This is a genomic window from Actinomycetospora termitidis (assembly GCF_030286555.1).
Classification (GTDB): Bacteria; Actinomycetota; Actinomycetes; order Mycobacteriales; family Pseudonocardiaceae; genus Actinomycetospora; species Actinomycetospora termitidis.
Genome location: NZ_JASVWF010000001.1, coordinates 1,398,739 through 1,413,202, shown reverse-complemented (window position 1 = coordinate 1,413,202; position 14,464 = coordinate 1,398,739). Strand labels below are relative to the sequence as shown.

General features: G+C 73.6%; 13 protein-coding genes. 8 read left to right on the top strand and 5 right to left on the bottom strand.

Going from position 1 to position 14,464, the window contains the following annotated elements; genetic code table 11:
- Positions 1–121: 121 nt before the first annotated feature.
- The 6 genes from QRT03_RS06955 to QRT03_RS06930 all read left to right on the top strand — a co-directional run bounded on the left by QRT03_RS06955 (position 122) and on the right by QRT03_RS06930 (position 7,162).
- Positions 122–1,066 carry a hypothetical protein gene (locus QRT03_RS06955; protein ID WP_286051781.1) on the top strand — a complete coding sequence of 315 codons (945 nt, stop codon included), beginning with the start codon at positions 122–124 and terminating at the stop codon, positions 1,064–1,066.
- The gene (locus QRT03_RS06950; RefSeq protein ID WP_286051780.1) at positions 1,066–1,776 is read left to right on the top strand and encodes a hypothetical protein; all 711 of its coding nucleotides are present in this window, start codon (positions 1,066–1,068) and stop codon (positions 1,774–1,776) included. The genes QRT03_RS06955 and QRT03_RS06950 overlap by 1 nt, the downstream gene beginning before the upstream one ends.
- Positions 1,773–2,783 (top strand): hypothetical protein, encoded by a 1,011-nt coding sequence (locus QRT03_RS06945; protein ID WP_286051778.1) that lies wholly within the window; start codon positions 1,773–1,775, stop codon positions 2,781–2,783. The genes QRT03_RS06950 and QRT03_RS06945 overlap by 4 nt, the downstream gene beginning before the upstream one ends.
- Positions 2,780–3,988, top strand: coding sequence for an OmpA family protein (locus QRT03_RS06940; protein ID WP_286051777.1), 1,209 nt, complete (start codon positions 2,780–2,782; stop codon positions 3,986–3,988). The genes QRT03_RS06945 and QRT03_RS06940 overlap by 4 nt, the downstream gene beginning before the upstream one ends.
- A 239-nt stretch (positions 3,989–4,227) precedes the next feature.
- Positions 4,228–5,934, top strand: coding sequence for a glycine/sarcosine N-methyltransferase (locus QRT03_RS06935; RefSeq protein ID WP_286051775.1), 1,707 nt, complete (start codon positions 4,228–4,230; stop codon positions 5,932–5,934).
- 247 nt (positions 5,935–6,181) lie between these two features.
- A complete protein-coding gene (locus QRT03_RS06930) occupies positions 6,182–7,162 on the top strand; it encodes a hypothetical protein (RefSeq protein WP_286051774.1) in 981 nt (326 codons plus the stop codon).
- Between the two features lie 80 nt (positions 7,163–7,242).
- On the opposite strand, the gene QRT03_RS06925 is transcribed toward QRT03_RS06930, so the two are convergent.
- From QRT03_RS06925 to QRT03_RS06915, 3 genes are read right to left on the bottom strand one after another with little or no spacing between them, the layout of a single operon-like run.
- Positions 7,243–8,190, bottom strand: coding sequence for a polysaccharide deacetylase family protein (locus QRT03_RS06925; RefSeq protein WP_286051773.1), 948 nt, complete (start codon positions 8,188–8,190; stop codon positions 7,243–7,245).
- An 11-nt stretch (positions 8,191–8,201) separates the two neighbouring features.
- On the bottom strand, positions 8,202–8,999 hold the full coding sequence (locus QRT03_RS06920; RefSeq protein ID WP_286051772.1) for a hypothetical protein: 798 nt from the start codon (positions 8,997–8,999) through the stop codon (positions 8,202–8,204).
- 26 nt (positions 9,000–9,025) lie between these two features.
- Positions 9,026–9,430 (bottom strand): hypothetical protein, encoded by a 405-nt coding sequence (locus tag QRT03_RS06915; protein ID WP_286051771.1) that lies wholly within the window; start codon positions 9,428–9,430, stop codon positions 9,026–9,028.
- Between the two features lie 456 nt (positions 9,431–9,886).
- Between QRT03_RS06915 and QRT03_RS06910 the strand changes: the two genes are divergently transcribed.
- On the top strand, positions 9,887–11,227 hold the full coding sequence (locus tag QRT03_RS06910) for a glutamate-1-semialdehyde 2,1-aminomutase (RefSeq protein WP_286051770.1): 1,341 nt from the start codon (positions 9,887–9,889) through the stop codon (positions 11,225–11,227).
- Positions 11,228–11,234: 7 nt separating this feature from the next.
- Here QRT03_RS06910 and QRT03_RS06905 read toward each other — a convergent pair whose 3' ends face one another.
- Complete coding sequence (locus QRT03_RS06905; RefSeq protein ID WP_286051769.1) at positions 11,235–12,128, bottom strand: phytanoyl-CoA dioxygenase family protein; 894 nt, start codon at positions 12,126–12,128, stop codon at positions 11,235–11,237.
- A 189-nt stretch (positions 12,129–12,317) separates the two neighbouring features.
- On the opposite strand from QRT03_RS06905, the gene QRT03_RS06900 reads away from it, so the two are divergent.
- Positions 12,318–13,265: an aminotransferase class IV gene (locus QRT03_RS06900; protein WP_286051768.1), complete on the top strand. Its 948-nt coding sequence runs from the start codon at positions 12,318–12,320 to the stop codon at positions 13,263–13,265.
- A 45-nt stretch (positions 13,266–13,310) separates the two neighbouring features.
- On the opposite strand, the gene QRT03_RS06895 is transcribed toward QRT03_RS06900, so the two are convergent.
- Positions 13,311–14,369 (bottom strand): glycosyltransferase family 4 protein, encoded by a 1,059-nt coding sequence (locus QRT03_RS06895; RefSeq protein WP_286051767.1) that lies wholly within the window; start codon positions 14,367–14,369, stop codon positions 13,311–13,313.
- Positions 14,370–14,464: the final 95 nt, after the last annotated feature.

The window sequence follows — 14,464 nt, the reverse complement described above, 5'->3', positions numbered from 1 at the left end:
GGGGGCCACCTACACTCCCGTCCGAGGGTCCGGTGGCGGGCCCTCGCGCGGGCGGCGCGAGGGGGCGTCGCGGAGGCAACGGCCCCGGCCAGGCACCGGCGGACCGCGAGCAGGAGGTCCCATGTCCCGGTCGGACGACGGGGGTCGCACCGGCCACCCCGGTCGCGGCGACACCGCCACCGGTGTGCCGTCCGCTCCCTTCCCCCGGCACGCCGAGCCCCCGGCGACCCGGCGCGTCCGCGGACCGGAGCCCGGCACCCCGGCGGCCGGGACGCCCGTCATCGGTGCCCCCGCCCCCCGTCCGGCACCCCCGGCCGTTCCGACCGCGGGGCCGCCCCCGGCCCCGTCGTCACCCCGCATCCGGCCCGCCGACGCCTCGACGGGCTCGATGCCGCCGTACACGCTCGCGAACCGCCTGGCCGACCGGCGACGCGCCCGCGCGGACGGCCGGGCCGGCCTGCCCAGCGCGGAGTCCGGCACCCCGACCCTCGAGGAGCTCGCGCAGGACTTCCTCGCCCGCAGCCACCGCGAGCGCCTGCGTCTCGACGTCGAGCTCGCCCCGCTGCTCGAGACCGTGGCCACCCTGGTCGTCCGCATCGACGAGACCGACGCCGCCCGTGAGCGCGCCGAGGGCCGGGTCGCGTCCTGGCCGGTGCTGCTGGACTCCGACCAGCTCGGCCTGCGCCGGGGCGGGGAGACCCTGACCGCCGACGACGTCGTCCGCGCCCGCCGCGCCCGGGAGTACGAGGCGCTGCGCCGGCCGATGGTCGACGAGATCACCCGGCTGGAGCGCACCGGCGCGGCCGCCCGCGAGGAGCTCGCGCGGGTGCGGGCCGCGATCCGCGCCCGGGAGGTGGTCGGCGCGACGCGCGTGCGCCGGCTGCACGCGCTCGCCATGCGCCGCATCTCGGCCTACGAGAGCCACCTGGTGCGCCACCACCCGCAGGGCGACCGGATCGGTCCGTGGCTCGTCGCCCGGCACCCCCGGATCCCGGGCTGGGTGTTCACCGCCGAGGAGGGCCAGCTCTCCGCCGGCCCGGTCGACCGTCCCGTCGAGGAGTCGTGATGTTCCCGTTCCCGCGCCGTCGGCGCTCCGACGACCCGGAGGCACCGGGCCGGACTCCGACGCACCGGGCGGGCGGCACCACCACCGACACCCCACCGCGCCCGGGTCTGCGCAGGCCCGGCACCCCCGAGGAGAAGCGGTTCTCCCAGGTCTACGCCGAGGACCGGGTCGGCCCGATGCCCTACCCGAACCAGGCCTCGCCGGACGTCGCCGCGGCCCGCGGGCGGGTGCGCAGCCTGGTCAACGACCTGCTCCCGAACGCCGTCGACGAGGGCACCGGCGCGGCGCTCGACCCGCTGATCGCCTCCTGGGCGTCGGGGTGGCTGGCCCGCATCGACTCCGAGCACGCCGACCACCACGCCGTCATCGACCGGCTCGTCGGCGGCGCCCGCCAGCAGCTCGCCGACGCCGAGGCCAACCACGAGCGCGACCGACGGGCCCTCGAGATCGCCCGCCGCGACTACGCCGACGCCCGCGACCGGCTGATGGAGACCCCGCGCAGCCCCGCGGTGCGCCCCGGCGTGGCCGAGGACGACGAGACCGTCGCCGACGACCCCCGGCGCAGTGCGTCCCGCGGCCCCCGGGCGGCGCGGCAGGCGCTGACCGTCCGACGCCCCGACATCCCCGACGACGAGCCCCTGACCAGCCCGTTGCGGGTGCGAACCGGGCCCGCCGTCGAGGACGCAGCCACCGAGCAGGAGACCCGATGACCCCGCGCCTCTCCCTGCGCCGCGGCCCCCGGCCCGGCACGGTCGGCTCCTACCGCGACTCGACGATGCTGGTGAACCGCTCGCGGGAGGACTACCTCGCGCTCGGCATCATCGTCCTCGCGATCGGCGGCGACATCGCCGCGTTCTACGTGGTCCTCGCCCGGGTCTTCCGCGGTTCGACGTTCCTGATCGTCATCGGCACGGTCGGGTTCGCGGCCGCCTCGGTCGGGCTCGCGCACCTCGTCGGCCAAGGTCTGGCCCGCCGGCGCTGCGGCGACCCGCGCGCCTCGGTCCTCCTCACGGTCGCGGCCTTCCTGACGTGGCTCGTGCTGGGTGTGGCCTCGTTCGTCACCCGGCTGCTGACGCCGTCGTCGACCTCGTCGAACCCGTTCGGCTCGTCGTCGGGATCCGGATTCGGCTCGGGCGGCGGCTCCGGGTTCGGCTCGGGCTCCGGCGGCGGGTTCGGCTCCGGGTCGTCGGCCGCGCTGGACTCCTCGGCGGTGCTGCCCGCGATGCTCTTCGGCGCGCTGTTCCTCGCGAGCGGCGTGGCGGCGATGGTGGCGACGTTCGTGTCGTTCAACCCGGTCGCTGGGGCGCTGCGCCGGGCCGAGCGGCGCCTCGAGGAGGCCACCGCCGCGGAGCGGGCGAGCCGGGCCGAGCTGGAGCGCTCGCGGGAGGCGCTGCGCCAGCAGCAGAACGAGCGCGACCGCGAGGAGCAGCGGTGGGTCGCGGCCCGCCAGCAGGTGGCCGCCGAGATGCTGGAGCTGCAGAACTACGCCCGCAACCTGATGGCCTCGAAGATGCAGAACCCCTCGGTCACCGACGGGCTCACCAACTCCGCGCCGTACCCGCTGTTCACCCCGGCCCGCGCGATCGAGCCCGGCCGCGAGGCGCGCCCGCCGGTGCGGAACGATCCGCCCGCGCACCGGGCGCCCGCACCCGCCGTCGTGAACGGGCACCGCAACGGGCACCACCGGGCCCCGACCACGAACGGAGAGCACTCTTGAGCCGTCGCCTCGCACTCGCCCTGGCCACTGCGGCGGTGCTGGTGCTGGGAGCGTGCTCCTCGGGTGACGACTCCTCCGGCGGCTTCGCGTCCGGTGGGGGCGGCGGCGCGCCGCTGTCGTGCCCGGTCCCCGTCGGCCCGATGGCGATCGCGGTCGGCGGGCGGGCCAACGAGCCGGAGCCGGGGCTGCCCGGCGCGGTCCAGCAGGCGGCGATCACGGTCGTCTCCGGCGCCGCCGACCAGAAGGTACAGCCGAAGTTCACCGTCGTGAGCGTGGACGGCCGGCCCACGGTGGCGGGCAGCGACACCTACCGCACCGACGCGGGGAACGCGATCGCCGCGCAGGACGACCAGAACGCGTTCCTGTCCGGGCTGGGTGACGCGATCTCGCAGCTGCGGGCGCAGACCCCGGAGGCCGACACGCTCGGCGCGCTCACGCTCGCGGGCCGGTCGGTGCAGGGGTCGCGGCCGGGCACGGTGGTGCTGGTCGACTCCGGGCTCTCCACGGTCGCCCCGCTGGACTTCCGTACCGAGGGCCTGCTCGCGGCGCCCGTCCAGGACGTCGTGAGCTCGCTGCGCGACGCGAACGCCCTGCCGTCCCTGAACGGCGCGACCGTGGTCCTGGCCGGGATCGGGGACGTCGCGGAGCCCCAGGGCCCGCTGGACACCTCGCAGCGCGCGTCCCTGGTCGCGCTGTGGAGGGGCATCGCGGAGGCCGGTGGCGCATCGTGCGTCGCGGTCGTCGACGAGCCCCGGTCGGGGGACGCCCCGTCGGACGTCCCGCCGGTCTCGACCGTGGCCCTGCCGCCGCCGCCGACCATCACGCCGGGTCGGTCCACGGCCCTGCCCGACGACGGCTCGGTCGGCTTCCGGCCGGACACCGCGGAGTTCCGCGACGAGAACGCCGCGCGGGGGGTGCTGGGGCCGTTCGCGGACTTCGTCAAGCAGGGCCCGACGCACCGCCTCGCGCTGACCGGCACCACCGCCCGCGCCGGGAGCCCCGCCTCGCAGGTGGACCTGTCCACGCGGCGGGCCGAGGCGGTCAAGGGACTGCTGGTCTCACTGGGGGCCGCGGCGGACCGGATCACGACGAAGGGCGTGGGGAGCCAGTTCCCCGGCTACGTCAACGACGTGGGGCCGGGCGGCCGGCAGCTGCCCGGGCCGGCGGCCACGAACCGGAAGGTCATCGTCGACCCGACGGCGTGAAGCACGTTCCGCGCCGCATGGCCAGTGACCGGCATCTCTTCACAGTTCGGCAACCTGGTCGTCGCGCGCCGGACGACCCCTCCCAACAGGGCTGATCGGACGAGTACGGCCGATTCCGAATCGGTCTACTGAATCGTTCGTGACACGCAGCGTGACCGGTTGCGGTGTCCATCGTGGTCGGACCGCTCTAGCGTCTCCTCTCCGGAAGCGTCACCGAACGACGTCCGGAGGACACCCACATGACGACAGCCGCAGACCGGAGCCCCGACACCGCGGCTGGCCTCGACGACACCGAGGCCGCGTACTCCCCCGAGGAAGTGCACCAGGAGTTCGGCGAGAACCCGAACGAGGTGCGCGACACGAACCACTACCAGGACGAATACATCAAGGGATTCGTCGACAAGTGGGACGACTACATCGGCTGGGAGGGACGGGCCGCCAGCGAGGGATCGTTCTTCATCGACCAGCTCCGTGCGCGGGGCGTCGAGAAGGTCCTCGACGTGGCCACCGGGACCGGCTTCAACTCGGTGCAGCTGCTGGAGGCGGGCTTCGAGACCGTCTCCGCCGACGGCAGCGCCGAGATGCTCGCGCGGGCGTTCCACAACGGCCGCGAGCGCGGGCACGTGCTGCGGGTCGTCCAGGCCGACTGGCGCTGGCTCAACCGCGACGTGCACGGCGAGTACGACGCCATCATCTGCCTCGGGAACTCGTTCACGCACCTGTTCTCCGAGCGCGACCGGCGCAAGGCCCTGGCCGAGTTCTACGCGATGCTGTCGCACGACGGCGTGCTGATCCTCGACCAGCGCAACTACGACTCGATCCTCGACGACGGTTTCTCGTCGAAGCACAAGTACTACTACAGCGGTGACACCGTCACCGCCGAGCCCGAGTACCTCGACGACGGCCTCGCGCGCTTCCGGTACACGTTCCACGACGACGGGTCCGTGTACCACCTGAACATGTTCCCGCTGCGCAAGGACTACGTGCGGCGCCTCATGCGCGAGGTCGGTTTCCAGAAGATCGACACCTACGGCGACTTCCAGGACACCTACGGCGAGGACACCCCCGACTTCTGGATCCACGTGGCCGAGAAGACCTACCGCACCGACGAGGAGCTCACCGAGTCGTACTCGACGGCGGTCCACACCGCCCGCGACTACTACAACTCGGAGGACGCCGACACCTTCTACCACGAGGTGTGGGGCGGTGAGGACATCCACGTCGGGCTCTACGCGACCCCGGACGAGGCGATCGCCCCGGCCTCCGCGCGCACCGTCGAGCGGATGGCCGAGACCGCCGGCATCACCGCCGACACCCGCATCCTCGACATGGGCGCCGGCTACGGCGGAGCGGCCCGGCACCTGGCGAAGAAGTACGGCTGCCGCGTGACGTGCCTGAACCTCTCCGAGGTCGAGAACGAGCGGAACCGGGAGAAGACCCGCGAGCAGGGCCTCGACCACCTCGTCGACGTCGTCGACGGGTCGTTCGAGAACATGCCGATCCAGGACAACGCCTACGACCTCGTCTGGTCGCAGGACGCCTTCCTGCACTCCGGCGAGCGCTCGACGGTCGTCGCGGAGATCGCCCGCGTCCTGGTGCCGACCGGCCAGATCGTGTTCACCGACCCGATGGCGGCCGACGGCGCGGACGTCTCCGCCCTCACGCCGATCCTCGCGCGACTGCACCTGGACACCCTCGGCTCGCCCGGGTTCTACAAGGCGGAGTTCGCGAAGAACGGGTTCAACGACTACGTCTTCGACGACCACACCGACCAGCTCACGACCCACTACGGCCGGGTGCTGCAGGAGCTCGAGAAGGCGGAGAAGGCGTTCGCCGGGAAGATCTCCGAGGAGTACATCTCCAACATGAAGACCGGCCTGCGCAACTGGGTCAACGGTGGGCGGTCCGGCCAGCTCGCCTGGGGCATCTTCCGCATCAAGCGGTAGTTCGCTCCCCGCTGCGTCGTGGCGTCAGCAGTGCGGCCATGCTGACACTGGACGTCACAAGGGCACTGAGTACGACGAACCCGGCCCGCCCCGCAGGTGCATTCAGCCCTGCGGGTCGGGCCGTTCGTCGCAGAAGTCGTTGCGGCGAACGCGCCTCGGCCGTCCCGACCGGCACGAGACGGACACCTGTCCCCAGCAACGACCGACGTGGTCGCCGTCGAGCGGGCCGTGACCGCATCGTCGGCCCATGAGACGTGGGGACTGGGCCAGGGACATGGCCGCCATCCGGGACGCGGCCGACGACGACGTGATCGCGGTACGCCGACTCGAGACGCTCGGGGTACCGCAGCGCACGAGCTACCGCCGCTGCGAGGAGGACGGGCCCTGGCTGCCCCTGCTGCCGGGCATCCTCAAGCTGACCAGTGGACCGCCGACCCGACGGCAACGGCAGATCGCCGCTCTGCTGCACGCGGGCGACGGCGCGATGATCACCGGGCAGGGCGGTCTGCGGCTCCACGGCATGCGCCGGGCCGAGGAGTCCGACGCCGTCCACGTCCTGGTCGACTGGTCACGGCAGGTCCGGAGCAGCGGGTTCGCGGTGATCGAGCGGACGAGTCGGCTCCCTCCGTCCGAGCAGCGGGACGGGCTCGCCGTCGCGCCCCTCGTGCGCTGTCTGACCGACGCGGTGCGGCGGCTGCGTCACGAGAACGCCATCTCGGCGCTGATGACCGAGCCGGTGCAACGGCGGCTGCTCGGTGTGGAGGAGATCCGCGAGGAGCTCGACACCGGGTGCCGGCGGGGTACGGCCGCTCCGCGCGCCGTACTCGGCGCCGTGGGGCGAGGCGTCCGCTCCCCGGCGGAGTTCGACGCCCTCGGATTCTGGGACTCGCTGGGGCTCGTCCCGGCCGAGTGGAACGTCCCGCTGCTCGACCCCGACGACCTGTCCGTGATCGCGGTCCCGGACGCCGTCGTCCGGGACGTCGGGTTCGCCTGGGAGATCGACTCGGTGGAGGAGCACTTCGCCACCGTGGAGCAGGTCCTCGCGACGAAGCGGCGGCGGCAGCGCCTGTTCGACCGCAACCTCTACGTGGTCAGCACCCGGCCGAGCGAACGGCGGAACGATCCCCGAGGGGTGCGCCGCGAGATCGAGAAGGGGCTGGAGATCGCCGCGCGGATGCCGGAGCCGAACGTCGTCTACGGCGAGCCTCGCCCGGTTCGGGCCCGCTGATACACCCCATGATCGTGACGTCCAGTGTCAGCATGGCCGCATTGCTGACACGGTGGGGGCGCCACGACCGGGAGGTGCACCTACCGGCGGGCGGACACCGCGGCGACGCGACGCCCGATGACTCCCCGGGCCTTGCGCCAGCCCTTCTCGGCGACGCTGGCGAGGTCGGTGGTCGGCGTGACGACGACGCGGCGCATCTCGTACGGCGAGTCCTTCCCCGACGCCAGGCCCGCGGTGGTCGTGACCGCGCAGCGGTAGCCGGCCTCCGCGGCGACGCGGGTGGTCACGTCCGAGTAGTCGCCGCTCGAGCCGTTGGGGAAGGCGAGCGTGTCGACCGTGATGCCGAGGCCGGACTCCAGGGCGGCCCGGGACTCGCCCAGTTCCGCACGCTGGCCGGACTCGGACTCCCGCTCCAGGATCGCGTGCGAGACCGTGTGCGACCCGATCTCGTGACCCGCGGCGAGCAGGGACTTCGCGCCCGACCAGTCCATGAACAGGCCCTCGCCCACGGACGTCTCGGCGGGCGCGAGCAACGCGGACACCCGCGCCACCTCGGCAACCCGCGACGCGTGGTCCAGTGTCTTCAGGGCGCCCCGCACCGCCGCGTGCGCCGTCTCCCGCTCGGCCGGCGTCGACAGCGGGTACGCCGTGCCGCCGAACTCCAGCGACGAGGCGCGGGCCCGGTCGAACGCCGACGACAGGTCCTCCCACCAGGCGCCGACGGTCCCGGACAGGAACCCGGGCACGAGGAAGAAGGTCGCCGGGAGGCCGTGGCGCTCCAGCATCGGTACGCCGAGTTCGAGGTTGTCCCGGTAGCCGTCGTCGAAGGTCAGCACCACCGCCCGCGACGGCAGCGGCTCGCCCGCCTCCATGAGCCCCAGCGCGGTCTGCAGCGGCAGCACGTTCGCGAAGCGCGACAGCATCCGCAGCTGCTTGGCGAACCCGAGCCGGCCGACGCCGGGCGGGTCCGGGAAGCCGGGCGTCGGGTCGATGTTGTGCCAGCCGAGCACGAGGAGCCGGTTGCCCATGCCCGCCGATGCTAGGTGGCGGCCACCACGGCCCCGGCGACCGCCTCCGCCACCCCGTCCCGACGGCGGGCGGAGCGCCGCACCGAGCGCGACAGCTCCAGGTGCACGAACACCGTTCCGTGCCGCGCCGCCGCCCGGCCCTGGGTGTTGAGCACCCCGGACAGGTCGTCGCAGCCCGGCTCGCCCCCGCGCCGCACGACCTCCCCCGCCGACTCCAGCCGCCGCACCGTCTCGTCCAGCAACGCCGACCCCGCGGCCGCCCCGGCGGAGGCCACGACGTCGAAGCCGGGCCGGTCGGCGAACCCGTGCAGCTGGACCTGCGCCAGCCCACGGTGCGCGGCCAGCCCGGCGGCCAGGTGGGCGAACACCGAGTCGGGACGGTGCGCGACGTCGCCCGGGAAGTCGCCGTGGCGGTGCGCGTCCGGCGGTGCCCCGGCCCGACGGTGCGACCCCGCCTGCAGGTAGAGCGCCCCCGCGCACCGCTCGAGCACCGCGACACCGACCTGCTCCGTGCGCAGGTCCGAGCCCGGGTGCGGGACCTCGACGACGACCGTCGGCTCGACCGCCGGGAGCACGACCAGCCCCCACGACCGCTCGGTCCGCGGATCCGCCGCCAGCACCCTCCGACCGGCGACCTCGTGCACCGCGAACCCGAGGGCGGCCGCGTGCGGTGCCACGTCCCGCCCTGCAGCGAGGGCCGTGGCGAGGGCGTCGGCCTCGTGGCGCTCGTCGGCGTCGGGGGCGCGGTGGGGACCGTCCATCCGCAGGGCGGCGGTGAACCGGTCGACCAGTCCCGCGAGGGAGGTCACCCGCGGATGGTTCCCGACGACAGGTGTCAGGCGCCGGCCGGGTAGGCGGGACCCCACTCGGGCCCGTCCACGGACCCCCCGGGCGCCGGACGGCTGGGCGGGTTGCCGAACGGCGGGGTGCCGAAGGGCGCCACGTAGAAGCCCAGGGGACGCCGGGGCGCGTTGAGGAACGCCGCCGCCTCGGGGTCCGGCGCGAACGGCACCTCGACCCCCGCCGGGAGGACCGAGGACGCGCCGGTCGACTCCGGGCTCCACGCGCCGGTCCCCGCCGGGGCCCACGCGGGCGCGGCCACGGGCTCCCGACGGGGCGTCGAGCGCAGGGTCACCATCCGGCTCACCGAGCCCATGCCCGACACCTCGCCCACCTCGCCGACCTCGCTCCCCGCCGCCACGGTGTCACTGCCCGCCTCGCAGGAACCACGCTCCGCCATGTGGACCATTCTGAGCAGCCCCTCAGGCCAACCACGGTCGGGGGACCTGCCTCGGAGCCGCGGGTACGTCCACCGGCCGCACGCCATATCGGACCCGCGACCGGCCGTCCCTCACCCGAGCCGCCGATCAGGGCGGACGGGCCGTGAGACGGCGGACACCACCCCCGGGTTCCCGGCCGAACGGTGACGGAGCGTACAACTGAGGGCGTCGAGAGCCCGCGTCACCGACGGGCGGACGGAGCGTTCCCCCACCGAGCGACCGGCACGGACGACGTCCCCGGGAGCCGGCCCTCCCCCGCACGGACCGGAGGGACACTCCGGACTTCTCGGGACGAATCGTCTATTCTCCCGGAGCCACCGAGAACGATCCGGTGACGGACGACGCCGTCCGACGCCGCCGATTCTGAACACGGTTCGTGACGAAGACGTCCGCCATCCCGACCCGGAGGTGCTCCGTTGGAGAGGCCCGCGCCGATCTTCACCCGTTCGACCGAGCTGCAGAACCGTCTGCACACGATGGTGCCCGGTGGCGCGCACACCTACGCCCGCGGTGACGACCAGTACCCCGAGGGCATGGCTCCGATCATCGAACGCGGCCTCGGGGCGCGGGTCTGGGACGCGGACGGGAACGAGTTCGTCGAGTACGGCATGGGCCTGCGGGCGGTGACCCTCGGTCACTGCTACGAGCCGGTCGTCGACGCGGTGCGGGACGTCCTGACGCGCGGGGTGAGCTTCACCCGCCCCTCCACGCTGGAGGTGGCGGCCGCCGAGGACCTCCTCGAGGTGATCCCCGGCGCCGACATGGTCAAGTTCGCCAAGAACGGCTCCGACGCGACGACGGCGGCCCTGCGCCTGGCCCGGGCCGCCACCGGTCGCGAGCTGGTCGCGGTCGCCGACCAGCCGTTCTTCTCGGTCGACGACTGGTTCATCGGCACGACGGGGATGTCCGCCGGCATCCCCGAGGGCGTCCGGTCGGCCACGGTGCGGTTCACCTTCAACGACCTGGACTCGCTGCGGGCCCTCTTCGCGGCGCACCCCGGCCGGATCGCCGCGGTCTTCATGGAGGCCGCCACCGGCATGGTCGCCCCGGAGCCGGGCTTCCTCGCCGCCGTGCGCGACCTCTGCACCGCGGAGGGCACGGTGCTGGTCTTCGACGAGATGATCACCGGGTTCCGGTGGGCCGCGGGCGGCGCGCAGGCGGTCCACGGTGTCGTCCCGGACCTGTCCACCTGGGGCAAGGCGATGGGCAACGGCTTCCCGGTCGCCGCGCTCGCGGGCCGGCGGGATCTGATGGAGCTCGGTGGCCTGGCCACCGACGACGCCCGGGTCTTCCTGCTCTCCACCACCAACGGGCCCGAGACCGTCGGGCTCACCGCCTTCCGGGCGGTCGCCCGGGCCTACCGGACCGGGGACCCGGTCGCGGCCATGCGCCGCGCCGGGGAGCGTCTCGCCGCCGGCGCGAACGCCGCGATCGAGGCCGAGGGCCTCGAGGAGTACCTGCGCGTCGCCGGGCACCCGAACTGCCTGGTCTTCCTCACCCGCGGTCCGGACGGGCTCCCCTCCCAGGAGTTCCGGACGCTCTTCCTCGCCGAGCTGCTGCGCGGCGGGGTGCTCGGGCAGTCGTTCGTCGTGTCCGCGGCACACACCGACGCGGACGTCGACCAGACCGTGCAGGCCGTCGCGGACGCGCTGCCGACCTACCGCAAGGCGATCGAGCACGGGTCGACGGCGGGTCTGCTCGAGGGACGCCCCGTCGCGCCGGCCCTGCGCACCCACGCCGCCCCGCGACGGCGCTGACGAGCGCTCAGACCCCGACGACCGCCCGACCGTCGTACTGCGCGGCGAGCTCCTCGGGCATGGGCGCGAGGTCGGTGCAGCGACGGAAGTCGCGCAGCGACGTCCCGGAGCACTCCGAGTCGACGTTGCGTGACCCGCGGCCCGCGGCCACGTCGTCGATGTCGACCACGCGGAAGTCAATCGAGTACCGGGTGCGCCCCGAGGTGTTCGGCACCGACGAGTGCAGCTGGTTGCCGGAGAACACCATCATCCCGCCGACCTCCGGCACGACCCGGACCTGCGGGTCGAGCTCCACCGGCTCCTCGGGCGTCGGCTGGTCGCGGGTGTCCCGGCCGATCTGCGACGCGGCGACGAACCGGCTGGTGCGGTTCCACTCGTCGTAGTCGTAGCGGCGGGAGCCGTTGCGGACGCCCTCCGTCATGTACTTCGGGTGGAAGGCCATCACGTTGTCCGGCGTCACCGGGTACACCGGCATCCACCAGTTCGTCTGGCACATCGGCGCCGAGTACCAGGTGTCGCGGTGCGGGTGGAAGGCGAACGCGATCCCCGTCGTCAGGTAGTCGTCCGAGGTCGAGGTGCGCAGGCGCGGCACGTCGAAGTAGGTCCGCTCGAGGTCGCAGCCGCGCTCCTCGAGGATCGCGGGGAGGAGCTCCTTGCACCGCGGGTGGTGGATGAAGCGCGGCTTGAGGTCCGCGAGCAGCGCCGCGAACTCCGTCACGTCCATCTCGTACTGCGCCACCTGCGGGTCCCGGCCGGCGAAGGCCTCCTCGACGAGGTCGCGGGTGAACTGGACGAGCGCGAGCGTCGCCGGCGTCGCGCCGTAGACCATGACGTCGCCCCGGTAGAGGGCGTCCCGTCGCGTCGCGTCGTCGAACGACGGGTTCGAGAGAACGTTGGTCACATCGGCCCCCTTCGCGCCGGGTTCTCCCCACATCAGGAGAACCTCCTCCGGCCCAGGACGTCGCACGGTAGTCACAGGTTGTCCGACCGGGTTCACCGAGGTACCCGAAAGCAATTCGTCCGGGCCACCACGGATAGAATTCGATCACCGAACGTCCGGCAGTGGTTCATTCGGGGAGGAACACGACATATGGCGCACATCGCGTCGCTCTCGCAGCTCCAGACGCCGCCGTGGGCGTCCGTCGACGGCCAGCTGGTGCCGTACTCCGACGTGCGGATCCACATCTCCGCCGAGGCGCTCACCCGCGCGCTGTCGGTGTTCGAGGGCGTGAAGGGCTACTGGGACCCGTCGTCGGAGACGTTCTCGATCCGCTCGCCCCGCGAGCACTACGAGCGCCTGCTCCGCTCCGCGAAGCTGTTCCACATCCCGGTCGACTTCGACTATCCCGAGTTCCTGCGCCGGCTCGAGCAGCTCGCCGCCGAACTCCTCGTCCGGGAGCGTGACCTCTGGTTCCGCCCCACGCTCTACGTGACCGAGGGCCACTGGGGCGAGGGCACGCGGGCCTCGCTGGTGATCACCGCGTTCACGCAGCAGAAGGAGTCCGGCGAGCCGATGCGCCTCGGCGTCTCCACCTGGCGGCGCGGCACCGACGTGGACCTCCCCACCAGGGTCAAGAGCAGCGCGAACTACGTCGTCGCCCGCCTGGCGCGCATCGAGGCACGCCGGCTCGGCTACGACGACGCGATCCTCCTCAACCGCGAGGGACGCGTCGCGGAGGCCACCGGGGCCTGTGTCCTGGCCGTCGTCGACGGTGAGGTCGTGGTGCCGCCGTCGTCCGAGGGGGCGCTGGACAGCCTGACCGTCCGCATCCTCGAGCGCCTCTGCGAGCGCGACGGCGTCCGGCTCGTGCGCCGCCCGGTCGACCGCACCGAGCTCCTGGCCGCCCAGGAGGTCGGGATCGCGGGCACGATCTCCGAGCTCACGCTGGTCTCCGAGATCGACGGGTTCGTGTTCCCCGTCGACGGGGTCCTGGCCCGTCTGCGCGCGGCCTACCTGCGCGTCATGCGCGGCGAGGACGTCGTCGAGGGCGTGGAGATGGTCGCCACCGACGCCGGGCGCGCGCTGGTCGCGTCCTGAACCCCCTTCCCGACGGCAGGTGAGGCCACCTGCCGTCGGGAAGGTTCAGAGCGCGTTGCGGACGATGGTCGCGAGCTCGCGCGCCATGTGCGCGGAGGTGAACCGCGACTCGACGTCCTTGCGGCCCTCCGCGCCCATCGCGGCGGCCCGCTCCGGGTCGGCGAGCAGCTCACCGATGGCGGCCGCCATGGCGGCGGGGTCGTCCGGCGGGACCAGCAGGCCGGTCCGGCCGTGGTCGACGTAGTGGTCCATGCCCGGGTTGTCCGTCGCCACGACGGGGCGCCCGCTCGCCAGGCCCTCGAGCGCGACCGTGAGGCCGGCGCCGACCGGGTTCGACCGCAGCGCGATCGCCACCACCGTGGAGCGCTGGTACAGCCCGCGCATGGCCGCGTTCATCCGCCGGGCGTGCACCACGCCGGCGTCCGGGGCCAGGGTGACGGGGATCGTCGTGGCGAGCTCCAGCCACGCCGGGATCCCGCCGGCCCGCACCTGCTCCACGGCCGCGATCAGCGTGGGGTGGTCGCGGTTGCGGTCGTCGCCGACGCTCGTGACGGTCACCCCGCCCGGGTCCCGCCCGTCCCAGGGCTGCTCGGGATAGAACTCCGGGTCGATCCCGAGCGTGACGCCGTGCACCCGCTCCGGGTCGACGCCCCAGTGCTCGCGCAGGATCGGGACGACGCCGGGCGACTGGCTGAACATGCCGGCACACCGGCGCAGGGCGCGCGTGGTGGCACGGCGCTCGGCCGGCGGGAGCATGTCCGGGCGCTCCAACCAGCCGATCCCGGTCACGACGGGGCGCCGCGGCGAGGTGAACAGGGCCGGCACCCCGGTCCGCTCGTCCATGCACAGGATCGCGTCGGCGCCGCGGCGCTGGGGCGCGCCGGTCACGGCGGTCACCGCCTCGTACCCGTCGAGCCGGTTGCGGACCTTGCGTGACACGTACGCCAGCGCGCCGCGCGCCGGACGGCGGAAGGTGACCACGTCGCCGTCGTCACCGATGTGGTGCAGGCCGTAGGGGGTGTGGTCCGGGATCTCGCCGCGGGCGTTGCGAAGCCGGTAGGACTCCACGTCGAGCTCCTCGGGCAGCTCCACGTGCACGTGCATGCTCGTCTCCCGCACTCCCGCATCGGAATCGACTCCACCGTTCGGGGGGCCGTGCGCACGGTACCGATTCCGCCCGTCCCGGCCTCCGTCGGCGT